The organism is Gordonia hongkongensis (assembly GCF_023078355.1).
GTDB classification, from domain to species: Bacteria; Actinomycetota; Actinomycetes; order Mycobacteriales; family Mycobacteriaceae; genus Gordonia; species Gordonia hongkongensis.
The window spans coordinates 3,123,579-3,150,573 of record NZ_CP095552.1 but is presented as its reverse complement, the minus strand read 5'-3'; the positions used below and the strand labels follow the sequence as shown (position 1 = coordinate 3,150,573).

General features: G+C 69.9%; 2 protein-coding genes. Both read left to right on the top strand.

The window, feature by feature from the left end; translation table 11 throughout:
* Positions 1-418 precede the first annotated feature (418 nt).
* Positions 419-8,650 carry an amino acid adenylation domain-containing protein gene (locus MVF96_RS14240; protein ID WP_247449432.1) on the top strand — a complete coding sequence of 2,744 codons (8,232 nt, stop codon included), beginning with the start codon at positions 419-421 and terminating at the stop codon, positions 8,648-8,650.
* Positions 8,647-26,967: a non-ribosomal peptide synthetase gene (locus MVF96_RS14235; protein ID WP_247449431.1), complete on the top strand. Its 18,321-nt coding sequence runs from the start codon at positions 8,647-8,649 to the stop codon at positions 26,965-26,967. Before MVF96_RS14240 ends, MVF96_RS14235 begins: the two co-directional genes overlap by 4 nt.
* The last annotated feature ends 28 nt before the right edge of the window (positions 26,968-26,995 follow it).

Genomic DNA, 26,995 nt, shown 5'->3' with positions numbered 1-26,995 from the left:
AAGCCATGTCCGAGATGCCGTTCTGTCCCGGTGTCGGTCGAACGACCGAATCCTACGGTCCCGGAACCACGCCAGACGGTACGAAAGTGACCAGTGTGGCTCCATCGCACTCGGGTGATCCCATCTGTCACACCAGTTTTCGAAGTCGTCTGATCGTCGGGAACGGCCGATCGTGCGGGATGTATCACTTTCCAAAGCGGATGCGATGTACCGCGTATGATTCGTTGCTGTTCGACGATCGCTGCGGGGGGACGCGGGGGCGTCATCGTCGAGCGACCCAACCGCCGAAACCGACGTCGGACGACGCATGGATGACACTGTGTCCCACCGAGATGGGACTGGGGGAGACTGGCGCCCGGGGGCACCCCGCGCGCCTCGAGGGGCGGATCTACTGGATCTGACCGCGGCCCAACGCGCCATGTGGTTTGCCGAGAACCTGGTCGACGACCACTCGGTCACCGTCGCGCACTACCTCGACATCGTCGACGACGGACGCCCGTTCGATCGGGAGCTGTTCCGTCGGGGAGTGCTGGAGGCGGCACGCGACCTGCAGACGGCGTACACGCGCGTGGTCGAGGTCGACGGCACGCCTCGGCAGTACATCGACTTCTCCGTTCCGTTCGACGTGATCGACGTCGATCTGCGGACGCACCCGGATCCCGAATCGGCAGCCGCCGACTGGATGCGCGCCGACCATCAGCGGTCGGTGGACCTGCTGGCCGATCCGGTCGCCGTCGCGGCCTTCATCCGGATCGCCGACGACCGGACGTACTGGTACATGCGCGGTCACCACATCGCGTTCGATGGATACGGCGCACTGATGTGCTTGCACGAAGCGGTGGCGCGCTACAACGAGCACCGCGCGCCGGAACCTGCGGCGGAGGTCGCTGCCACGGTCCCGCCGCGAACCGGACGCCGACCGGTCCGCCGTGCCAGCATCGCCGAGGTGGTCGCCGACGACGCCGCCTACCGGCAGAGCACGCGGTTCGAGAAAGACCGCGAATTCTGGCAGGAACGCGCCGCGGGGCTCCCCGAGCGGGTCAGCCTCGCGGCACACCCGGCCACCGCCGGCGTCCGCAACGAGACCGTCGTCTCCGCCGGGCTGCTCGGTCCCGAACTGGATGAGGCGCTGCGTCGGTGCGCCCGGGATCTCGACGCCTCGGTTGCCGCCATCCTCACCGCCGCATTCGCCGCGTTCCTCGCGCGCATGTCCGGCAGCGACGACATCGTCCTCAGTCTGCCGGTCACCGCACGGACGACGGCGCGCGTCCGGCACTCGGCCGGGATGGTCTCCAACATGTTGCCGCTGCGCGTGGACGGAATCTCCTCGGCGACGTGCGCCGACGTCGTCGCGGCGGTCAGCGCGGAGATCACCGCGGGTCTGCGCCATCAACGGTATCGATCCGAGGACATCAGGGCGGCAGCCGGTTTCGGTGATGCCCGCGGTACGTCGTTCGGACCGCTGGTCAACCTGTTGCTGTTCGACAAGCCGATCGTCATCGACGGCGCCCGCGTGCGCTATCACATGCTGTCCGCCGGTCTGGTCGAAGACCTGGTGATGAACGTCTTCGCGGCCGGCCCGGAGGCCCCGCTGGAAGTGGGTCTGCACGCGAACCCCACCCTGTACGGGTCGGCGGAACTCGAGGCACACCGCGGTCGCCTGCTCAACGTGCTCACACAGTTCGTCGCGCACCCGAACCGGCCTGTCACCGACCTCGACCTGCTGATGGCCGGGGAGTCGGCAACCCTGGATCACCTCGGTTCCGGCGGGCCGGCCGTCGGCGTGGTCGGTGAGCACGTGCTGGCCGCCTTCGATCGCCAGGTCGAGTCGACGCCGGACGCGGCCGCGGTGACGTTCGGCGACACCACCCTCACCTACCGCGAATTCGCGCGTGCCTGCGACACATTCGCGGACCGGTTCACGAGTCTGGGCGTCCGGCGCGGCGATCGCATCGTCGTGGCACTGGACCGCTCGATCGAGCAGGTGTGCGCCGTGTATGCCGCGATCGGGCTGGGTGCGGCCTACGTGCCGGTCGATCCGGCCGAACCGGAAGAGAGGCGGCAGGCGATCATCGCCGCGGTCGAACCCGCCCTGGTCGTCGACGCACACTTCGTCGCCGGTCTCGACTCCCCGCGTCGAGGTCCGACGGCACGGCCGCATCGGGAGACCCGAGTTCCGGCTGATCTGGCCGCCTACGTCATCTTCACGTCGGGATCGACCGGGACCCCCAAAGGTGTCGAGATCGGTCATCGGGCGATCGAGCAACGCCTCGGGTGGATGCAGCACGGTCACCCGATCGCCGCGGGGGACGGCGTGCTGTACAAGACGCCGGCGACCTTCGACGTGTCGGTCTGGGAGTTGCTGTGGCCGTTGCGCGTCGGGGCGCGGATGGTGATCGCGATGCCCGGCGGACACCGCGATCCCGCGTACCTCCGCGACCTCATCGCGCGCTCCGGCGTCACCGTCCTGCATTTCGTACCGTCCATGCTCGATGCCTATCTCGACGTGGTGCTCGGACCGGACCCCGGCGGTTCGACGACTCAGTCCGTCGACGACTTCGGCGGAACCGACACGATGGCGCACGAACGGCTCTCCCTACCCGACCACGTGCGCTGGGTGTTCACGTCGGGCGAGGCGCTGCCGGCCCGGCTCGCCCGGCGCGTACGGTCGACCACCCGTGCCGGACTGGTGAATCTGTACGGGCCGACCGAGGCCGCGATCGACGTGACCGCCCAGCGGGTCACGACGGATGGTCCCGCCGTTCCGATCGGACACCCGGTACCGGGGACCGAGGTGCGGGTCCTCGACGGCCGACTACATCCGGTTCCGGTCGGGGTCGCCGGCGAGTTGTATCTGGTGGGGCCGCAGCTGGCATCGTGCTACGTCGGTGCGCCGGGACTGACATCGGGCAGGTTCACGGCCGATCCGCGGGGGGACATGGGTGCCCGGATGTACCGCACCGGGGATCTGGTCCGATGGACTGCCGACGGTGAACTGGAGTATCTGGGACGAACCGATCAGCAGATCAAGATCCGGGGTCAGCGCGTGGAACCCGGCGAGGTCGAGGCGGTGATCGCCGCGATCCCGGGCGTCGACGCGGTAGCGGTCGTCGCCCGCCGCGATCTCGGGCCCGCACCCGTTCTCGTCGCCTATCTCCGTGCTCGCCGGGATGGGTCCGTGCCCGAATCCCGCGCCGATCATGATGCCGGTGACACCCGGCAACTGCTCGATGCCGACGCTGTGCGTGCGCACTGCCGACGGCGACTCCCCGGACACATGGTTCCGCCGGGGATTGTCTTCCTCGATGCGTTTCCCACCACCCGGTCGGGCAAGCTGGACACACGCGCGCTGCCGGTTCCCGTACTCGGCTCCGCCGCAACGAGTTTCCGGACGCCGCAGACCCCGGTCGAGCGGGCGATCGTGTCGCTGGTGGAGGAGGCGCTGGACCGTGAGGGGGTCAGCGTCTCGGACAATCTCTTCGCTTTGGGTGCGGATTCGTTGCTCGCCGCCCGGATGGTGGCCCGCGCACGTGTCGACCACGGGCTGGGGATCGCCCTGACCGACGTCTTCGACGCGGTCGACCTCGCCGATCTCGCGTCACGCGCCGTGGTCGTCCCGCAGTCCGACCCGTCCGCCGCGACCCGGTCGCAGCCACCGCGTCCGGCGCGAATCCCGCTGTCGCAGGCGCAGACCCGGTTGTGGTTCATCAACCGGATGTCGCCGGCCGAGTCAACCTATAACATGTCGGGCGCGCTGCGCCTGGCGCACGCGCTGGACGCCGATGCCATGAACCGGGCGGTCCGGGACGTCGTGGACCGGCACGAGATCCTGCGCACGGTGTTCCCGGTCGTCGACGGCGAACCCGAGCAGCGAATCCTGGACTCGCGCACGGCTGCCGATCTTCTGGCCGGCGGGACACATGTTGAACTCGTCGCCGGGAGCGCAGCGAGCGGGACACATGTCACTGTCGCCGGGAGCGCAGCGAGCGGGACACATGTGACCGACGCCGGAGACGATGTGGACAAGGCGATCTCCGCCATCACCGACGTCGGCTTCGACCTGGCCGAGGAGATCCCGTTCCGGTACCGCCTGCTGACAGGTCATCCGGATGGCGACATCGTCGTGCTGGTCCTTCATCACATCGCGGCCGACGGGCACTCGCTCCGGCCGCTGCTGCGAGATCTGATGACCGCGTACGACAGTCGGCGCGCGGGTGCGGAGCCGGATCTCGCGCCGTTGCCGATGCAGTACGCCGATGTCGCCGTCGAGCGCGCCGAGACGCTCGGAACGCCGGATGCGCCGTCGTCGGTTCTGGTCGAGGGCCTGGAGTTCTGGCGGGGGGAGTTGCGTGGCGCGCCGGATCTGCTGCAGTTGCCCACCGATCGGCCGCGTCCGCGGGTGATGTCGAGCAGCGGAGCGCATGTGGACACCGTGCTCGGGACGGGCCTGACCGCGGGGATCCGGCAGCTCGCGAGATCGTTGGCGGTCACCCCGTTCGCGGTGTTCCAGTCCGCCCTGGCGATCACCTTGGGTCGGCTGGCCGCCACCGACGACGTGAGTATCGGGACCGCGGTCGCCGGCCGCGACGATCCGGCGCTCGCCGACCTCGTCGGCATGTTCGTCAACACCGTCGTGCTGCGAACGACCCTGCAACCCGGGGACACCGTCGTCGACTTCGTCACCGCCGCGCATCGCCGCTGCGCGCGTGCGATGAGCCGCGCCGACGTCCCGTTCGAACGGGTCGTGGACGCTGTCGCGCCACACCGGTCGCCGTCGCACTCGCCGCTGTTCCAGGTCGCGCTGACGGTTCAACCCGATCAGTTGGCCGAGCTCGCCCGATGGGCCGGGTCCGCGGAGGTCCTCGATGCCCGGGTACCGTCCGCGAAGTACGACGTGACCGTGTCGGTCACCGACCGCACCGACCGTTACGACGTCGAATTCGCCTATGCAACCGACCTTTTCGACGACGCTACGGTGCGCGACATGGCGCGGCGGCTGGAGTTCGTCCTGGAGCAGATGGTGCACGAGCCGTCGCGGAGCATCGGTGCGATCGACCTGCTCCGCCCGGACGAGATGCGTACCCTGGCGGCGCCGGCCTGGGGATCGCGTCCCGAGCAGACCCTCGCAACCCTGCTGACGCGCGGTCTCGCGAGCGCCGACCCCGGCGCCCCTGCCCTGCTCGGGGAGAGCGCGGTCCGCTGGTCCGAGGTGACGACCACGACCAATCAGATCGCCCGCGTCCTGATCGAACGCGGCATCGGCCCAGGCGACGTCGTCGCGGTGAGCATCCCGCGCTCGCCCCGGTCGGTCCTGGCCGTACTGGGCGTGGCCATGAGCGGCGCCGCCTTCGTGATGATCGACTCCCGTCTGCCCGCCGCCCGCCGTTCGGCGATGCTCGCCGACAGCGGTGCGGTTCTGGTCATCACGGCGGATCCCGTCACCACGGACGGCGCCGGGTCCTCGGCGACCCGATCCACGGTCGCGCAGCTGGTTCTCGATGACCTCGAGGTGGATCTGGGCATCGCCGGACGGCCGACGAACCGGGTGGCCGACGCCGAGCGGGTACGGCCGATCGCCCTCGACGACGCGGCCTATCTCCAATTCACCTCCGGGTCCACCGGCCGGCCCAAGGCCGTCACGGTGACCAACGCCGGGTTCGCCGAACTGGTCGGTGAGCAGCAGCATCGCTTGGGCGCGGGCCCGGACTCGCGCATACTCCACGTCGCCGCACCGGGATTCGATGTCGCGGTCTGGGAGATCGTGTTCGCGGTGTGTTCGGGCGCCCAGCTGGCGATCAGCCCACCCGAGGTGTTCGCCGGTCCCGAGCTGGCGACCATCATCGCCCGTCACCGGGTCACCCACACGATCATGACGCCCACCGCGCTCGCCACTCTCGATCCTGCCGCGGTGCCCGAACTCTCGGTCGTGATGGTGGCGGGCGAGGCCTGCCCTCCGGAGTTGGTCGCGAGGTGGCATGCAGCCGGCCGCCCGCTGCTCAATCTCTACGGTCCCAGCGAGACCACCATCTGGGCCACCGCCTCCGCGCCCCTCCGGCCCGCGGAACCGGTCACGATCGGTGGGCCGATCGCCGGAGTCGGCGTCCGGGTCCTCGACGCCTGCCTGCGTCCGGTGCCGGACGGTGTCCTGGGTGAGCTGTACCTGTCGGGACGGGCACTCGGGCGCGGCTACCACGGTCGTCCCGGACTGACGGCGGGCCGGTTCGTCGCCGATCCGTTCGAGACCGGGGGGCGGATGTACCGCACCGGTGACCTCGTCACGCGCACACCGTCCGGCGACATCGTCTACCACGGGCGCAACGACTTCCAGATCAAGATCCGCGGCATGCGGGTCGAACCCGGCGAGGTCGACGGCGTGCTCGCAAGTCATCCCGACGTGGACATCGCGGTCACCGTCGGAACGACGACTCCCGCTGGGGACACGGTGCTGGTGTCGTATGTGACCGCCCCTGCCGACCGGGTCCCCGCACCCGAGCACATCCTCGACCACGCCGCCGCCCGCCTGCCGTCGCACCTCGTACCGCACACCGTGGTGGTGCTCGACGAGTTGCCGATGACCCGGACCGGCAAGGTCGACCGCCGCGCCCTGCCCGCGGTGGAGATCTCGCCCGCACGTGAATATGTCGGCCCCCGCAGCCGGCTCGAGGGCGTCGTGGCCCAGATCTTCGCCGACGTGCTCGGTCTGCGGGAGGTCAGTGTGTACGACGGGTTCTTCGAACTCGGCGGGAGCTCGCTGTCGGCGACCAAGGTCGCCTATCGCGTCGAACAGCATGTCGGACGCCGCGTGCCGATGTCGCTGCTCTTCGAGAACCCGACCGTCGCGGACTTCGTGGCGGCGGTGGCGACGGCAGACCGGGCGGTCTCGGGACGCATGCTGACGCCGCGCGAACGCACTCATGTCGTCGACCTCACGGGAGTGCAACGCGGCCTGTGGTCGATCAATCAGACCGATCCGGCCTCGCCTGCCTACAACGTCGGCCTGACCCTGGAACTCGACGGCCGGCTCGACGTCCCGGCCCTCACGGGCGCGGTGGGTGACCTCGTCGCGCGGCACGAGTCGCTGCGCACCCGTTACCCGCTGCACGACGGCACACCGGTGCAACTCATCATTCCCGCTGCGGATGCGGTGCACGCGTTGCGGATTCCGCTCGTCGATCTCGCCGGTGACCGGCCCGACATGCCCGCCGAGGACAGGTTGGGCGCCGAGGTCGCCGCTGTCGTCGGAGCTGGTTTCGACCTGACCGGCCCCCCGGCGGTCCGCGCGACGATCCTGCGGGTGAGCCCGGACCGGCACGTGCTGGTGTTCGTCGTCCACCACATCAACGCCGACGGTGGGTCGCTCGGCCCGCTGGCCCGCGACCTCGCCGAGTTCTACTCCGCCCGCATCTCGGGGCGAGCCGGATCGAGAAGTGCGGTGGGGCAGCGCGTGCAGTTCGCCGACTATGCGATCTGGCACGCCGAGCGCCTGCAGACCACGCGGCCCGACGGGGAGACGGAACGGCAGCGTCAACTGCGGTACTGGGGGCAGCGTCTGGATCGGGCGGGGGAGCCGGCGACGATCCCGACCGACCGGCCCCGGCCCGTGGAGCCCCGCCATGTGGGCGGAGTCGTCGATCTCGACATCCCGTCGTCGACCGCGACGATGCTCCGTCAGATGGCGCGGGTGGGCAACACGACGCAGTTCGCCGTCCTGCACGCGGCGATCGCGGTCCTGATCGGGCGGTTGTCGGGAAGCGACGACATCGTCATCGGCACACCGTTCGCCGGTCGTGATGATCCCGCCCTGACTGACATGGTGGGGATGCTCGCGACCACGGTGCCCCTGCGTACGCGGCTTCGCCTCGACGAGCCGTTCGCGGAGCTCTTGCGACGGGTGCACACCGATGATTTCGCCGACCTGGGTCACACCGACGTGTCCTTCGACGAGATCGTCGATCATCTCGCCCGGACCGACCGTACGTCGGTCCGCCGCGGACGCCGCAACCCGTTGTTCTCGGTGATGCTCTCGTACCAGAATCTCGAGTTCCCGGACATCGAACTCGACGGGCTGCATGTCCGGCCGCGTCTGCCCGAGTCCTTTCCCGCCAAGGTGGACCTCGAGGTCATGCTCTACCCGGGCGACCCCGACGGCGTCGACCGGAACGGCGCGTTGGGCGGGCAGATCGCCTTCGATACCGATCTCTTCGACCCCGGCACGGTGGCCCTGTTCGCCGAGAGATTCCGAAATCTGTTGGCCGACATCGTGTCACGGCCGGACACTGCGATCGGGGATCTCGCCGTCTGGGCGGAGCAGAACGCGCCGGATGTGCGCGGAACCGATGCCGTTCGGCCGCTGCACGAGCTGGTGTCGGAGGTCGCGGCCGTCGCGCCCGACACGGTCATCGGCGTCGCGGGGGCGCCACAGGTGACCTTTGCCGATCTCGAGGCAACCGCGGTCGCCATGTCGATGTCGATTCCCGACGAAGACCCGGCGGAGGCGTTGACGATCGCCGTGGCGACGCTCCTCGCCGACGCCGACCGGTCCATCGACGAGGTCTTCGAGAGTGTGCGGTCCGCCGCCGATGCCGTGGTGCACGGTCACACGGGCGCCGGATCGGGCGCGGTCCAGCGAAATCGAGTGGAACCCGCGTGACGTCGGACACCTCGATTCCCCGCACCTCGACGGGGCATGCCCAGCCGTCGCTGCGCCGCCCGTCCGCGCTTCGGCTGCTGGCGCTCGCCGCCGCCCATGCGGGCGACGACGAGGCGATGTCCGGGGCGGCCGGCCCGGTGACCTTCCGTGCTCTGCACCGCCGGGTCTCGGCCTCGGCGATCACCCTGGCGGAGCGGGGCGTCGCGCCCGACGCCGCCCTCCGCGCGACGGTGACGGCGCTGATGCCGCGCGCGGGGCTGAGCGGATCGCAACTGGCTACCGCCGCGGCCGGAATCGTCGATGAACTCGACCGGCGGATCACCGAGATCCTGGGCCTCGGTGACCGCGAGTCGCTGCCGGGGCTCTTCCGGATCGCCGCACGACGACGTGCCGACGCCGTCGCTCTCGCCGACCTCGACGGGGCGTCGCTCACCTACCGGGAACTCGACGAGCGCTCCGAACGGATGGCGCACGCCCTCGTCGATCGTGGTGCGGGTCCCGAAACACTCGTGGGGGTCGCGCTCCCGCGCTCGGTGGACCTCATCGTGGCGTTGCTCGCGGTTCTCAAGACCGGTGCCGCCTATCTACCCCTCGACCGGACACATCCGGTCGCGCGCCTGCGCGGGATCGTCGAGGACGCGTCGCCGGTCGCCGTCGTGGCCGACGCCGAGACGGCCGGAGCCTGGGCTGCGATGCCCGCGCCGCTGTGCACGCCGCAGGACCTGTTGGCGCAGTACGACATCGATGCCCGGTCGGTCTCGACCCCACCGCTGCCGGAGCACGTGACCGCCCAGTCGAGCGCCTACGTGATGTACACCTCCGGTTCCACCGGGCGCCCCAAAGGAGTTGTCGTCACCCACGACAACGTGGTGTCGCTGCTCGATGCGCTCGACGCCGTCGTGGAGAGTTCGCCCGACGACGTGTGGTCGATGTTCCACTCCTACGCGTTCGACGTCTCGGTCGGCGAGATCTGGGCCGCACTGCGCGCCGGCGGTCGTCTCCTCGTGCTCGACCACGCGACGACCCGCGCCCCGGACGACGTGGTCGAGGCGTTCGACCGACACGGGGTCACGATCGTCAACTTCACCCCGTCGTCGTTCTATCAGTTCGCGGCGGTCGTCCGCCCACCCCTCGGCCGTCGATTGCCCGACTCCGTTCGGCGCCTGCACTTCTCGGGCGAACTCCTCGACTACGAGCATGTCCGGACATGGCAGACCGACCGGGCGGCCGACGGGTCGGCGACCCGTCCCGGCGCCGATGTCGCGGGCCCGCAACTGAACAACATGTACGGTCCCACCGAGACCACCGTCTACATGACCCGTCGGGAACTGACGCGCGCATTCGTCGACCGGGCAACCGCCTCCGACATCGGGACCCCGCTGCTCGGTTCGCGGGTGTACGTCCTCGACGGTCGGCTCGCCCCCGTGCCCGACGGCGTGCCCGGTGAACTGTACGTCGCGGGCGCCCAGGTCACCCGCGGGTTCCTGAACCGGCACGGTCAGACGTCCACACGGTACGTCGCCGACCCGTTCGGACCGCCGGGCGGTCGGATGTACCGGACCGGCGACGTCGGGATGTCCCGCAACGGGTCCATCGAATTCGTGGGACGACGCGATGGCCAGGTGAAACTCCGCGGCTTCCGGATCGAGCTGGGAGAGGTCGAGTCGGCGATGTCGGCGCTCGACGGCGTCGACGCGGCGGGGGCGGACATCCGTACGCTCGGCGACACCGAGCATCTGGTCGGCTACCTCGTCGCCGCGGGCGGCGCCGCTTCGGCGGCGGATGACGCAGTCGGGCTGTCGGATAGCGAGATCCGCACGCGCCTGGCGACCGCGGTGCCCGAGTACATGGTGCCCACCCGGTTCGTCCGGCTACCCCGACTGCCGCTCACCGTGAACGGCAAGCTCGATCGCGGCGCGCTGCCCGATCCGGGGTCCGGCGATGGCCCGGAGGCCGAGCCGCCCGCCGGCGCGACCGAGGAGGCCCTGGCCGCACTGGTCGCCGAGATCTTGGGCGTGAGCGACGTCGGGGTCACCACGTCGTTGTTCGATCTCGGTGGCAACTCGCTCACCGCTACCCGGGTGGCCGCCCGGGCAGCCGAGCATTTCGGCACGACGGTCTCCGCGCGAGAAGTGTTCGCCGATCCGACGGTCCGGGGTCTGGGAGCGGTCATCGACGGACGCGACCACGACGGAAGCGGGGGAGCTGATCGCCGGGTGCCCCTGCGCCGAGTGGGCCGCGACGGGGTGCTCCCGTTGTCGCCCGCACAGCGTCGAATCTGGTTTCTGGAGACGCTGGATCCGGGCGGGGCCGGGTATCTCATCCCGGCCGTGCTCCGCCTCGATGCCGCATCGGGTTCGGGTCCGGAGGCGGCGGATGACCGGTCCCCGGACCCTGCGGTCGTCGCCGCGGCTCTCGCGGATCTGCTTGCGCGACATGAGGTGTTGCGCACTCGATTCGTATCGGTGGACGGCGTTCCCGAGCAGGTCATCGCGCCCGCGGGAGACCCTCGACACGACGTCCGGGTGACACCCCCGATCGACATGCGCGGCGCCGGCGAGGGCGACGTCACGGCCACCATCGCCGAGATCACCAGTCGTGGTTTCGATCTCGAAGCCGGTGCGCCTGTTCGGGCGCGCCTGATCCGCGTCGCCGACGACGCCGTGATCCTGGTCCTGGTGGTGCACCACATCATCAGCGACGGTGGCTCGGTCGCGCCGATGGTCACCGACTTCGTCACCGCATACGAGGCGCGCGCGGCCGGCCGCGAACCCAGCTGGGCGCCCCTGCCGGTCCAGTACGTCGACTACTCGGTGTGGCAGCACCTTCGGCTCGGGGACGCCGGCGACCCCACGTCTCTCGCAGCACGTCAGCTCGACCACTGGCGAACCCGTCTCGCCGGGGTGCCGGCACTCATCGAGTTGCCGGTGGACCGGCCGCGCACCGCGGTCCGGGACGACTCGGGTGCCGAGCTGTCGGCGACGTTCGACGCCGCCACCTGGAACGCTCTGGGAGACCTCGCCGGTCGGCACGGCGCGACGATGTTCATGGCCGTCCACGCCCTGCTCGCGGTCACTCTTGTCCGGTCCGGCGCCGACGAGGACGTCGTCATCGGGACCCCGGTCGCGGGTCGGGGCGAGCGCGATCTGGACCCATTGATCGGGATGTTCGTTAACACGCTGGCGCTGCGCAGCCGGGTGCGTCGCGCGGCCTCGTTCACCGATCTGCTGGACGACATCCGCGAGATCGACGTGACCGCACTCGATCACGCCGACCTGCCGTTCGAGACTGTCGTCGACGAGGTCGTCGCGGTACGCGACACCGCGCACCCGCCGCTGGTCCAGGTCGCTCTGGCATTCCAGAACGCCGCACGGCCGACCGTCGAGTTGCCGGGGCTCGTCGTCTCCGAGATCGAGGCCCCGGTCACCACCGCGAAGGTCGACCTGCAGATCACGGTCCTCGACGAGCCGGGCCGCAGCCCGGCCGACGACACGCGCGTGATCGTCACCTATGCCACCGCCCTCTTCGACGCCGGCACGGTGGACGCGTTCGTCCGTCGGATGACCGCCATCGCGCGAGCGGTGGTGGACGAGCCGCACACGCCGGTCGGCGACCTGTCCACCGGAGACGATCACTTGGATGCGGTGATCGCGGCACCGGGTCTCGCGTCGGCGAGGTCGACGCTCGCCGACCTGCTGGACGCCGCGATCGCCGTGAATCCCGACGGCATCGCGGTCACCGAGAACGGGCAGCACCTGACGTACACCGAGCTCGACCTCCGTACGCGCCGGCTGGCCGACGTACTCCGTGCGCGTGGCGCCGGGCCGGACGCCGTGATCGCCCTCGCCACACCGAGATCTCTCGAAGGCACGGTCGGGTTCTGGGCGATCGCGCGCACGGGCGCGGCGGTGGCGCCCGTCGACCCCGGCCTGCCCGGGGAGCGCCTGCGCTACATGCTGGACACCGTCGACGCGCGTCTCGGGGTCACCTCGTCCGAGGTCGTCGCCGGGCTGCGACCGGCGGCTGCGGCGGTGGACTGGGTTGTCGCCGAACAGCCCGGCGATCCGGACGAGACCGGAGTCGCGTCCGCCCGACGTCCGCGCCCCGACGAGACGGCCTATGTCATCTTCACGTCCGGCTCGACCGGCCGGCCGAAAGGCGTCGCGGTCACCCACCGCGGGCTTGCCGATCTGATCGCCGATGCCCGTGCGAGATTCGGGCTCACGCCGGCGGCGCGCGTACTCCGCTTCGCGGCACCGGGTTTCGACGCCGCGGTGTTCGAGACGCTGGTCGCGGTGGCGGCCGCGTCGACCATGGTCGTGGTGCCCGGCGGGGTCACGGGCGGCACCGAACTCGCGGCGATCCTGCGGCGGGAGCGTATCACCCACGCGACGATCACCCCGACCGCCCTCGCCACGGTGTCCGAGGCGGTCACCGGATCGGGCGCGGCGACCGGCACCGGGTTCCCCGATCTCGAGGTCATCTCCGTCGCCGGTGACGTCTGTTCGCCGGAACTGGTCCGGGCCTGGTCCGCCGGTCGCTCGATGCACAATCTCTACGGTCCCACCGAGACCACCATCTGGGCGACGTCGTCGGCACCGATGCGGCCCGACTCCGCGGTCACCATCGGTGGTCCGATCGCCGGTGTCACCGCCGCAGTTCTCGATCCCCGCCTGCATCCCGTTCCCGCCGGCGTGGCCGGGGAACTGTATCTGGCGGGTTCCGCCCTCGCCGCCGGCTACGTCGGCCGGACCGCGTTGACCGCCGAGCGCTTCGTCGCGGCACCGTTCGGCGCGCCGGGCGAGCGGATGTACCGGACCGGTGATCTCGTACGATGGCGCCGACGGAGCGGCCGCTGGACGCTGGACTTCCTGGGCCGCAGCGACTTCCAGGTCAAGATCCGGGGTTTCCGGATCGAGCTCGGTGAGATCGACGCCGTTCTCGGCGAGCACCCCGGGGTGGACTTCTCGACGACCGCCGGAATCGAGCACCCGACCTCGGGTGAGACGGTCCTCGTGTCCTGGGTCCATGGTGTCGCCGGCGCTGCGCCCGACACCGCAGACGTCGCGACCCACGCGGCTCGACGGCTCCCCGCCCACATGGTGCCCACCGTGATCGTGCCGATCGACGACATCCCGCTGACGGCCACCGGAAAGCTCGACAGCAGGGCGTTGCCCACACCGCGTTTCGGTGGACACGTCCACGTCCGGCCGTCGACGGCAACCGAGCAGGCGGTCGCTGCGGTCTACGCCGAGGTCCTCGGACTCGATGCCGCGGAGGAGGTGTCGGCCGAGGCGTCGTTCTTCGATCTCGGCGGCACCTCGCTGTCGGCGACCCGGGTGGTGGCCCGCCTGGGTGGCTCGCTCGGTGTGGAGATCGGAGTCCGCGCGCTGTTCGAGACGCCGACGGTCCGGGCGCTGGCCGCCGCCGTCGATGCGGGGGAACACGGTCGCGGTGCCGATCTGCCCGCGCTCGAGGCGATCCGCCGGCCCGACCCGGTACCCGTCTCGTACGCCCAGCGCCGGATGTGGTTCCTCAACCAGTTCGATCCGCACTCTGCCGCCTACGTGATCCCCATCGTGGTCCGTCTGCGCGGGGACCTCGACGTGTCCGCGATGCGGACGGCGATCCTCGACGTCGTCGACCGCCACGAGGTGCTGCGCACGATCTACCCGACGACGACGCCCGACGGCGACACCGGCGCGGAATCCATCGCGGCCGGGTCCGCGTCGGCCGAAACGGGCGCTCGCGCCGTCGGTGTCGAACCCGTGGCGCATGCACCCACCGACTGGGCCGGGCGCATCAAGATCGGGCACACCGTGGTCCCGCCGCGGGCCGTCGCATCATCCGGCGAGGTCGTCGACCAGGAGATCCAGGAACTCGTCACGACCACGTTCGACGTGACGACGGACCTACCGGTGCGGGTGCGCGTCATCACCGCGTCGGCGGATCACCACGTACTCGTCATCGCGCTGCACCACATCGCCGCCGACGGTGAGTCGGCACCGGTGCTGGCGGCCGAGATCGCGCGGGCGTACGCGGCCAGGCGGTCGGGCCGCGCGCCGGACTGGCCGGCCCTGCGCTTCCAGTACGCGGATTACGCGGTGTGGCAACGACATCGGCTCGGTGACCCCGCGGACGCCGACTCCCTGATCGCGCGCCAGTTGCGGTTCTGGGTCGAGCGGTTGACCGGTCTGCCCGACATCCTCCCGCTGCCGATCGATCGCCCGCGCCCCGCCGAAAGCGACGGACGCGCGGCCACGGTGCGGTGGTCGCTGCCCGCGGCCGTCGTGTCGCGACTGCGCCGACGCGCCGCAGCCCGCCGTGCCACCCTGTTCATGGTCGCGCACACGGCCACCGCCGCGGTCCTCGCGCGCCTGACGTCGACGAACCGGATCGCCGTGGCCACGCCCGTCGCAGGACGAGGCCGACGCGAGATCGACCAGCTGATCGGCATGTTCGTCAACACCGTCATCCTGTCGGTCGACGTCGAGCCGCACGTCACCGTCGGCGCGTTGCTCGAGCAGGTCAAGAACGCCGACCTCGCGGCGTTCGACAACGCCGACGTGCCGTTCGAGCGGGTGATCGACGCGGTGAACCCGCAGCGCATCGAGAACGTGGAGCCGCTCGCCCAGGTGCTGCTCGTCCACTCCACGAGCGGCAGACCCGCGTTCGGCACACTGGCCGGTCTCGACACCGAGTTCGTCGAGATCGAGGACACCGCCGCGAAATTCGACCTCACCATCGGTTTCCGCGAAACCGCCGACGGTGGGCTGACCGGCTCGATCGCCTATGCCACTGTGCTGTTCGACCCGGCGACCGCGGAGATGATCTCCGCGGCGTTGTCCGCGACACTCAGCTCGCTCGCCGACGACGCCGACCTGCCGGTCGCCGACGTCCCGATCCTCACCGCAGCTGAAGCTGATGCGCAACAGCAGCTCTCGGTCGGTCCCGCGGTCGTCCTGCCCGCCCTCACGATCCCGGCGGCGATCACGGCCGCCAGCCAGCTGCGGTTGCCGGAGGCAGTCGCGGTGCGTTTCGGGGACCGCACTCTCACCCAGCGCGAGTTCGCGGCGCGGGTGGCCACCCTCGCGCGGGAACTCATCGCGCTCGGGATCGGCCCGGAGGACTGCGTCGCGGTGTGCATGCCGCGGTCGATCGAACTGGTCATCGCGGTCCATGCGGTACTCGCCGCCGGCGGTCAGTACATACCGGTGGCACCCGACGCTCCCTCCGACCGCGTTCGCCACATGGTCGACACCGCGCACGCGAGGATCGCGCTGATCTGCGACGACCGGGCGCCCGCGGCGCAAGTTGTCGCCCGCGCGATCGTTGTGGACGCCGCGAACCCGGTCGACCTCGACACCGTCCCGGTCGCCGCCGACGAACGTCTGTCGATACTGCGCCCCGACCACGCGGCGTACACCATCTTCACGTCGGGGTCCACCGGCCGACCCAAGGGCGTCACGGTGTCCCATCGCGCCGTACTCAACCGATTGCGATGGGGAGTCGACGAATTCGGGATCGGACCGCACGACTCGATCCTCCTGAAGACGCCCTTCACCTTCGACGTGTCGGTGCCCGAACTGCTGACCCCGGCGCTGACCGGCGCCCGGTTGGTCATCGCGCCCGACGACGCCCATCTCGATCCGCATTCGATGGCTCGGCTGATCGACGCCGAGCAGATCACCACGGTGCACTTCGTACCGTCACTGCTCGCCGTCTTCATCGACGAAATCCGGCCCGCTCGCTCCGCTCCCGACGCCGGTGACATTTGGCCCGCTCGCTCCGCTCCCGGCGCCGGTGACATTCGGCCCGCTCGCTCCGCTCCCGGCGCCGGTGACATTCGGCACGATGCGAGTTCGCTCCTGCCGAGCCTGCGACACCTCTACTGTTCCGGTGAGGCCCTGCCACCGGGGACGCTGCGGGCGACGCGCGCCGCACTCCCACACGTACGCGTCTCCAACCTGTTCGGTCCTACCGAAGCCGCCGTCGAGGTCGCCGTCGCGACTCCAGACCCCGGCGCCGACGTGGTGCCCATCGGGCGGCCGGTGTGGAACACCCAGACGTTCGTCTTCGACGCACGGTTACGTCCCGTGCCGGCGGGCGTCACCGGCGAGTTGTATCTGGGAGGCGTCCAGCTCGCCCGCGGATATGCGGCGCGGCCGGACCTCACCGCCGAACGCTTCGTCGCCGATCCCGCAGGCGGCGGCCGACGCCTGTACCGCACCGGCGACCTCGTCCGGCGTAACCGTGCGGGCGACCTGGAGTATCTGGGACGCAGGGACTTCCAGGTCAAACTCCGCGGACAGCGAATCGAACTCGGTGAGATCGAGGCGGTCCTGTCCGGCATCGACGGCGTACGCCAGGCCGTGGTCACCGTCGCGAGCGCCCCGGGCGGTTCGGACCACCTGGTGGGATATCTCATCGGACCCGGCGGCGGTGGACCGGACGGGGACGAGTTCATCGCACGCGCGCGGGAGGCGGTGACCGCGTCGTTGCCGGTGTACATGCGGCCGACACTGTGGGTGCCGCTGACCGAAGCGCCGCTCGGCAGCACCGGCAAACTGGACCGGAAATCGCTGCCGGCGCCGCGCTTCGACCCGTTGTCGGAAGCCGTCCACGCCGACGCCGCACCCGCCGACGACGCGGAACGGACCGTCGCCGCACCCGCCGACGACGCGGAACGGACCGTCGCCGCAATCGTTGCATCACTCCTCGGGGTCGAGGACGTCCCGGTGACCCGGTCGTTCTTCGAACTCGGCGGGGACTCCATCGCATCCATCCGCCTCACGTCGATGCTGCGCGCCGCGGGGCTCCATCTGACCCCGCGCGATGTGTTCGCGGCGTCGACCATCCGTGAGCTGGCCCGTCGTGCACAGACGGAGGCGATCCGGAAACTCGACGAAATACCGGGCGGGGCAGTCGGTCCGGTTGGGATGACCCCGGGCCTGGCGTGGATGCTCGACCTCGCCGACGACCCGGACGATCTCGCGGACTTCTCGCAGAGCACGGTGCTCGCGCTGCCGGTCGAGGCGGACGAGGCCGCCGTCCGCGCGGTGGTGACCGCGGTCGTCGCGGCCCATCCGATGCTGACGGCATCGCTGCGGACCGACTCCGTCGGGGGTCCGGTCGTCGTGGCGGGCGACGGCGACCCGGGTGACATCACGGTCGAGATCCTCGACCGCTCGGACATCTCGACATCGAGCCGGCCATCGACGCCGGCGCGCTCCGTCGACAGCGCCATCCGGGCAGCCCATGCGCGCGCCCTCGCGACCTTGTCGCCGGCCGACGGACGACTGGTCGCGGCGATCGGCGTCCGCTTCGCCGACGGCACCGGCCGACTCGTCGTCGCCGCCCATCATCTCGGCGTCGACGCCGTGTCGTGGCCGACCATCTTGGCGGGTCTGGGACGCGCGTGGTGGCAGTACCGCAACGGGGAGACGCCGGGCCTCGCGGCCTCGGGTACCTCGTTCCGGCGCTGGTCGGGTGTGCTGGCGGGACTCGCCGATCGCGCAGAGGAGATCGAGTGGTGGTCGCGCCAGCTGCCGCCGACCCCGGCGGAGTGGGAGACCGACCGGGCCCGGGACCGTCTCGCGACCACGATCTCGGTGTCCCGCACCGTCGGAGCCGTTCTGGCAGAGCGGGTCTTGGGCACGGTCACCGAGACGTTCGGTGCGCGCCCGGACACCGTGGTGGCCGCGGCCGTGGCATTCGCGCTGCGGGATCCGGTCACGGCGTCCGGTCCGGTGTCGATGGTGATCGAGAACCACGGCCGCGAAGAGGGCATCGCACCCGGCGCCGACCTGACCGAGACGGTCGGATGGTTCACCTCGTTCGTACCCGTGAGCGTCAACGTCCCCGGGCCGGTGGAGGCGACCGCCCCGGCAGCACGAGGTGAGGCCGCCGCGGAGGCCACCCCCGGTCATCGTCTGGCGACGATGGTCAAGGCGCTCAAGGACACTCAGTCGCGAATGCCGGACAACGGCATCGCGTTCGGGCCGCTGCGATGGCTGCGTCCCGGCTCGCCGCTGCGAAACCGGCCCCTCCCGCCGATCACGGTCAATTACCTGGGTCTGCTAGGGGGCGGAGACATCGACGACACCGATTCGACGGCAACGGATTTCGTGCCGATCGGTGACGCGCCGCCGCTTCCGCCGTCGGTTCGGGGAGACATGATCGCGTTGGCGGCGCTGACCGTGACGGCCGCCTCGGTGGCGACCGCGGGTGGTCGGGAGTTGCGAGTGGACCTCACGGCACCCGAGGGGTTGTTCGACGAGCCCGCGCTGGGCGGGATCGCCGATCGCTGGGAATCTGCACTGTCCTCGCTCGCCGCGTATGTGGATGCCGTGGGCGACCCGGGTCCGAGCGAGACCGACGTGATCGGCGGGCTCGACCAGACGGACATCGACCACGTGCTCGCCACCCGGACACGCGCAGCACGGACGCGCGGTCGCTACGCGATCTGGCCGCCGACGCCGCTCCAACAGGGGCTCTTCTACGAAGCCCAGCGGCTGGTCGGCGTCGATCCCTATGTGACCCAGTCGGTCATCGAGTTCGACGGAGCTCACCCCGCCGACATGCTCCTGCCGGCCGTCCGTGAGCTGTTGACCAGGCAACGTGTACTGCGCTCGGGGTTCACCCGCACGCCGTCGGGTCGACTGGTCGTGGTGGTACCCCCGGCCGATCATCCCGCGGTGACCGAGCCCGACTTCCGCGGCGTGGACCTCACCGGTCTGAGCATGGCCGACGCGGCCTCGCGGATCGTGCAGATCGCCGACGAGGACCTACGACGCCCGTTTGTCCTGGACGACCCGCCGCTCATCCGGTTCTCCGCGGTGTCCCACGACACGGTGACGGGCCCCGCGTGCACACTGGTCATCACCGCACACCACATCATCCTGGACGGATGGTCGGGGCCGATTCTCGTCGCCGACCTCCTCGCGGCCCACCTCGGACGCCCGGCGATCACGCCGGCACGTGACTTCGAGTCCTACCTCGATTGGCTCGACCGACGCGACGCCGCGACCGCGATCACCGCCTGGCGCGAGCATCTCGCCGACATCGTTCCGACGCTGGTCCGTCCACAGGTGCACCCCGGTGCCGACCGCGAGCCCCGGCGGCACGAGGTGACGGCGCGGGTGTCCGCGACCACCCGGGCCGCCCTCGAACGGACGGTGCGGACGCTGGGCACGACGACGAGCACCGTGCTGAATGCGGCATGGTCGATCGTGTTGTCCCGCTTCACCGGCGAGCAACGAGTCGTCTTCGGTGAGACGGTGTCGGGGCGGCCCGCCGACCTCGACGGTGCCGACGGCATGATCGGCCTGTTCATCAACACCGTGCCGGTCGTTGCCGACGTCGCACCGGGTCGATCGCCGGCCGCTCTCATCGGTGAACTGCACCATGCCCGCGCCCGCATGCTCGACCACCAGTTCGTCGGACTCGGCGACATCACCGCGGCGACCGGCCACCCGCGCCTGTTCGACACCCTCGTGGTCTTCGAGTCGTATCCGGTCGACGTGGACACGGTCGTGGCGGGGTCGCGGACCTCGGGTCTCGAGATCCGCGACGTGAGCACGTCCGACGCCACGCACTATCCGCTCGCGCTCATCGCCGCACCGGAGGGCGACGACCTCTGCCTCACGGTCAAGACGGATCTGTCCGTCGTCGGCGAGGGTGTCGCCGAGACGGTCGCCGCCATGCTGACCGACCTGCTCGACGCGGTGATCGACGACCCGTCCCTGCCGGTGGCCGCGCTCGACCCGATGCCGACTGCCCTGCGCCCGACGGTCGAGGGTTGGTCGCGTGGTGTGGAGGTGGGGTTGGGGTGGTCGGGTCGTTCGGTGGGGTCGGTGGTTGCTGAGCGGGTGGGGTTGTCGGTGGGTTCGGTGGCGGTGCGGGTGGGTGGTCGGGTGGTGTCGTATGGGGAGTTCGGTGGGTTGGTGGGGGGTGTTGCGCGGGAGTTGTCGGGGTTGGGTGTGGGTGTGGATTCGGCTGTGGGTGTGGTGATGTCGCGGTCGTTGGAGTTGTTGGTGGCGGTGCATGCGGTGGTGGCTGTGGGTGGTCGGTATGTGCCGGTGGAGGTGGATGCGCCTGCGGAGCGGGTGGGGTTCATGTTGTCGACGGCGGGTGTGGGTGTGGTGTTGGTGCGGGCGGGGGATGTGGGTGGGGGGAGTGTTGTTTCGGGGGTTGGGGGTGTGCGGCGTGTTGTGGTGGATTGTGGTGAGGGGGTGGGTGTTTCGGTTGATGGTGTGGTGGTTGGTGAGGGGTTGGGTGTGGGTTTGTTGGGTGAGGTGGTGTCGGGTGTGGGGGAGGTGCCGGGTGGTGCGGGTGTGTACACGTTGTTCACGTCTGGGTCGACGGGTCGGCCGAAGGGTGTGACGGTGTCGCAGGCTGCGGTGGTGAATCGGTTGGGGTGGATGCAGTCGTTGTTCGGGTTGCAGGGGCGGGATGTGGTGTTGTGGAAGACGCCGGTGTCGTTTGATGTGTCGGTGTGGGAGTTGTTCTGGCCGTTGATGGTTGGTGCTTCGGTGGTGGTGGCGGAGCCGGGTGGTCATCGGGATCCGTGGTATGTGGCGTCGGTGGTGGAGCGGTTCGGGGTGTCGGTGTGTCATTTTGTGCCGTCGATGTTGTCGGTGTTTGTGGATGCTCTCGGGGAGTCGGTGCCGCAGGAGTCGGTGCTGCAGGGTTCGGGGTTGGGGTCGTTGCGTCAGGTGTTTTGTTCGGGTGAGGCGTTGGGTGTGGGTGCGGTGGAGGGGTTGCGGGGGTTGGTGCCGGGGGTGCGGGTGGTGAATTTGTATGGGCCGACTGAGGCGGCGGTGGATGTGACGTCGTATGTGGTGTCGGGTGGTGAGGTGGTGGTGCCGATTGGTCGGGCGGTGCCGAATGTGTCGGTGTGGGTGTTGGATTCGCGGTTGCGTCCGGTGCCGGTGGGTGTGGTGGGTGAGTTGTATCTGGGTGGTGTGCAGGTGGCGCGGGGGTATGCGTCGCGGGCGGGGTTGACTGCGGAGCGGTTTGTGGCGGATCCGTTTGGTGGGGTGGGTGTGCGGTTGTATCGGACGGGTGATCGGGTGCGGTGGAGTGGTGTGGGTGAGTTGGAGTATGTGGGTCGTGTTGATTTTCAGGTGAAGTTGCGGGGGCAGCGGATCGAGTTGGGGGAGATCGAAACCGTCCTCGCGAGCGCCGACGACGTGGTCTCGGCAGTCGCGGTGGTGCACGACGACCGGTTGGTCGCGTACGTCACCGGACCCGACGAGTCGGCGGTGTCGCGGCTACGAGACCATGCCGCCCGCAGGCTCGCGTCGTACATGGTTCCCGACACCGTCATGGTGCTCGACGCGTTGCCGCTGAACACCGCGGGCAAGGTCGACCGAAAAGCCCTGCCCGCACCGGATCTCTTCTCCACTCGACGGGTGGAACCGGACACGGACACCGAGCGCGCGATCGCCGGCATGGTCGTCGAGGTGCTCGGCCGTGGTGGGGACGCCACGGCGATCTCGGTGACGGACAGCTTCTTCGAGATCGGCGGACATTCACTGTCGGCCACTCGGGTGGCGGCGCGGGTCGCTCACGTGTTCGGTGTGCCGTTCGGCGTTCGTGAACTCTTCGATGCACCGAGCGTGCGCGCGATGGCTGCTCTCGTCGACGCGACCCGTCGCACCGACAGCGGTTCACCCGCCGGGACAGCAGACCTCGGTTCGATCCCGCGTCCTGCCCGCCTCCCGTTGTCGCCGGCGCAGCAACGCATGTGGTTCATCAACCAGTTCGATCCCGGGTCATCGGCCTACAACATCCCGTTCGCCCTACGGGTGCGTGGTCGTCTCGACGTCGTCGCCTTGCGCGCGGCACTCGCCGATGTGATCGACCGGCACGAGGTGCTGAGGACGCGTTACCCACAGGGCCCGGATGGCCGACCGTGGCAGGACATCGCAGCGGCTGACGACGTCACCGTCGATCAGTGGTGGCGGACCGCCGGGGTGGAGACGCTGTCCGCGGAACCGTTCGACGTCACCCGCGACCTCCCGATCCGTGCGGGCATCCTCCGAGCCAACGACCACGGTGCCGACGACCGCGGTGCCGACGACCGCGGTGCCGACGACCGCGGTGCACACGACCACGTGCTGGTCGTCGTGCTGCACCACATCGCCGCCGACGGCGAGTCACTGGCGCCCCTGGTCGACGATCTCCTGCACGCGTACCGGTCCCGCGTCGAGGGTCGCGCGCCTGTCCGTCCTCCGCTCTCGGTGCACTACGCGGACGTCGCGCTCTGGCAGGAGCGCGCCCTGGGCTCGATCGACGATCCGGACTCCGAACTCGGCAGGCAGTCGCGCTGGTGGCGCGATCACCTCGCCGGCCTGCCCGAGGTCCTCGAGTTGCCCACCGACCGACCCCGGCCGCCGGTGGCGTCCCTCCGCGGTGCGGCGGTGGACCTCGACCTGCCCGAGGGTCTCGCACCCCGCATCGAGTCGTTCGCCCGCGCCCACGGCGTGACCGTGTTCATGGTCGTGCACGCGTCGGTCGCGGTGGTGCTGTCCCGGTTGTCGGGGACGTCGGACATCGCGGTCGGTTCACCGGTGGCCGGCCGTGGCCGTGCCGAACTCGACGCCCTGATCGGCATGTTCGTCAACACTCTGGTCCTACGCACGGAGGTCGACGCATCGGCCACCTTCGAGGAACTGGTCCGGTTGGTGCGCGACACCGACCTCGATGCGTTCGCCGCTGCCGACGTGCCGTTCGAGTACCTCGTCGATGCCCTCGCCCCGGCGCGTAGCGAGGCGTTCGCGCCGCTGACCCAGGTGCTGTTGACCCTCGAACAGACCTCGGTGGGGGAGTTGTCCGCGCCGGGCCTGACGATCACGCCCGTCGAGGCCGGTGCGCCCGCTGCCCGGTTCGACCTCATGATCGGGATGTCCGCCGATCGGGACGACGCCGGTGCCCTCGCCGGCCTGGCCGGCCGGATCGTGTACGCCACCGACCTCTTCGACGAGCCTACGGTGCGACGCATCGGTGCGCGGATCGTCGACGTCCTCGACGCGGGCCTCGCCGATCCCGACGTGATCGTCGGCGACATCGACCTCGTCGACGCCACCGAGGGTTGGTCGCGTGGTGTGGAGGTGGGGTTGGGGTGGTCGGGTCGTTCGGTGGGGTCGGTGGTTGCTGAGCGGGTGGGGTTGTCGGTGGGTTCGGTGGCGGTGCGGGTGGGTGGTCGGGTGGTGTCGTATGGGGAGTTCGGTGGGTTGGTGGGGGGTGTTGCGCGGGAGTTGTCGGGGTTGGGTGTGGGTGTGGATTCGGCTGTGGGTGTGGTGATGTCGCGGTCGTTGGAGTTGTTGGTGGCGGTGCATGCGGTGGTGGCTGTGGGTGGTCGGTATGTGCCGGTGGAGGTGGATGCGCCTGCGGAGCGGGTGGGGTTCATGTTGTCGACGGCGGGTGTGGGTGTGGTGTTGGTGCGGGCGGGCGATGTGGGTGGGGGGAGTGTTGTTGCGGGGGATGTGGGTGGGGGGAGTGTTGTTGAGGGGGTTGTGGGTGTTGGGGGTGTGCGGCGTGTGGTGGTGGATTGTGGTGAGGGGGTGGGTGTTTCGGTTGATGGTGTGGTGGTTGGTGAGGGGTTGGGTGTGGGTTTGTTGGGTGAGGTGGTGTCGGGTGTGGGGGAGGTGCCGGGTGGTGCGGGTGTGTACACGTTGTTCACGTCTGGGTCGACGGGTCGGCCGAAGGGTGTGACGGTGTCGCAGGCTGCGGTGGTGAATCGGTTGGGGTGGATGCAGTCGTTGTTCGGGTTGCGGGGGCGGGATGTGGTGTTGTGGAAGACGCCGGTGTCGTTTGATGTGTCGGTGTGGGAGTTGTTCTGGCCGTTGATGGTTGGTGCTTCGGTGGTGGTGGCGGAGCCGGGTGGTCATCGGGATCCGTGGTATGTGGCGTCGGTGGTGGAGCGGTTCGGGGTGTCGGTGTGTCATTTTGTGCCGTCGATGTTGTCGGTGTTTGTGGATGCTCTCGGGGACTCGGTGCCGCAGGATTCGGGCCGGCAGGTTTCGGGCGGGCTGGGTTCGGGGTTGGGGTCGTTGCGTCAGGTGTTTTGTTCGGGTGAGGCGTTGGGTGTGGGTGCGGTGGAGGGGTTGCGGGGGTTGGTGCCGGGGGTGCGGGTGGTGAATTTGTATGGGCCGACTGAGGCGGCGGTGGATGTGACGTCGTATGTGGTGTCGGGTGGTGAGGTGGTGGTGCCGATTGGTCGGGCGGTGCCGAATGTGTCGGTGTGGGTGTTGGATTCGCGGTTGCGTCCGGTGCCGGTGGGTGTGGTGGGTGAGTTGTATCTGGGTGGTGTGCAGGTGGCGCGGGGGTATGCGTCGCGGGCGGGGTTGACTGCGGAGCGGTTTGTGGCGGATCCGTTTGGTGGGGTGGGTGTGCGGTTGTATCGGACGGGTGATCGGGTGCGGTGGAGTGGTGTGGGGGAGTTGGAGTATGTGGGTCGTGTTGATTTTCAGGTGAAGTTGCGGGGGCAGCGGATCGAGTTGGGGGAGATCGAAACCGTCCTCGGCACCACGCCGGGTGTCGCCCAGGTGGTGGTCTCGGTCATGGAACTCGCTGCGGGAGAACAACTCGTGGCTCACGTCACCGGAGCGGATGTCGACGTCGAGCATCTGCGCGCGACGGCTGAGCAACTACCCGCGTACATGCGGCCCACGTCCTGGGTCGTCCTGGACGCGTTGCCGTTGAACACCGCGGGCAAGGTCGACCGAAAAGCCCTGCCCGCACCGGATTTCGTCGCCGCCGAACGTGTGCTCCCCGAGACCGACGCCGAAGTCGCGATCACCGGTGTCTTCGCCGACGTGCTCGGGCTGTCTGCCGCGGACTCGGTGTCGGTGACCGACAGCTTCTTCGATCTCGGCGGCAACTCACTGGCCGCGACCCGACTCGCGGCCCGCGTCTCCCGGATGCTCGGGGTCCCGGTACGGGTGCGAGACGTCTTCGACGCCCCGACGGTCCGTGATCTCGCGCGTCGAGTTCAGGCGGCAGACATCGCCGGGGCCGGAACAGCAGTCCCGGATCGGTCGACTGCACCGGCCCGTCCGTCGGTCTTGCCTCTCTCGAGCGCCCAGCGCCGCATGTGGTTCATCAACCAGTACGAGCCGGCGGTGGCGTCGTACATCATCCCGTTCGCCTTCCGACTCCGCGGCACGGTCGAGGTCGAACACCTCCGTCGAGCGCTCGCGGACGTGGTCGCGCGCCACGAGGTTCTCCGGACCACATACCCGGTGTCCCGCGACGGACGCCCCGAGCAACGAATCCACGACGTCGATCCGGAAAATCCCGGATTCGACTGGGCGGTGGCGGATTCCGAGTCCGAAGCGCTGGCCGTCGCCGCCGAGCCATATGACCTGACCCGTGACCTGCCCGTGCGCGCCCGTGTGTACGTCGATCCCGGCACAAGTGCGCTGCTGGCCGTCAGCATCCATCACATCGCCGCCGACGGCGAGTCGGGCCGGGCGCTGTCGCGCGATCTGCTCACCGCGTACTCGGCACGACGCGACGGTCGGAGCCCGGACTGGCCGCCGCTCCCGCTCCAGTACGCCGATCACGTCCTACGGGCCGCCGGACGAGCGGACGAGCAGGACGAGCACCGGCAGTGGTGGGCCCGCCGGCTCGACGGCGCCCCGGTCCTCATGGATCTGCCCACCAGCTACCCACGTCCGGCCACGCCGACCATGCGGGGCGCGACCGTCGAGTTCGTCATCCCGGGACGTGTCGCGCAGGGGATCGGCATCCTCGCCCGCGCCGGCGACGCCACCGCATTCATGGTGCTGCACGCGGCACTCGCCGCGGTGCTGGGTCGGCTGTCGGGGAGCCGCGACGTCGTCATCGGGACCGCCGCCGCGGGCCGCGACGGCGACACCGACGACTTGATCGGCATGTTCGTCAACACGGTGGCGCTGCGGACCCCGATCGTCCCCGCACAGCCGTTCACCGACCTCCTGCGGGTGGTGCGCGAGGTGGATCTCGACGCCCTCGATCACGCCGGCGTGCCGTTCGACGACGTCGTCGACGAACTCGGGGTGGCCCGCACCGCGTCCCACGCGCCACTGGTCCAGGTGCTGCTCACCACGTCCGATCTCGCCGCTCCCGGCGCCCCCGATGGGCAGGTCGCCGGCCTCGACGTCGAACCCGTTGCGGTCGAGGACAACTCGGCAAAACTCGACCTGACCCTCGGTGTTCTGACGGACCCGGCCGAGGGGCTCCGTGGCGCGGTTCGCTCACCTACGCAACGGACCTCTTCGACGACTTCGCCGCGCGTCGGCTCGCGGACCGATTCGTCGGCGTACTGACGTCCGCGGTCGGCGACAGCGCACTGCC

Bases quoted from the DNA above. Each gene is read 5' to 3' on its own strand.
- MVF96_RS14240 (WP_247449432.1), top strand. From the start codon at position 419: ATGTGGTTTGCCGAGAACCTGGTCGACGACCACTCGGTCACCGTCGCG.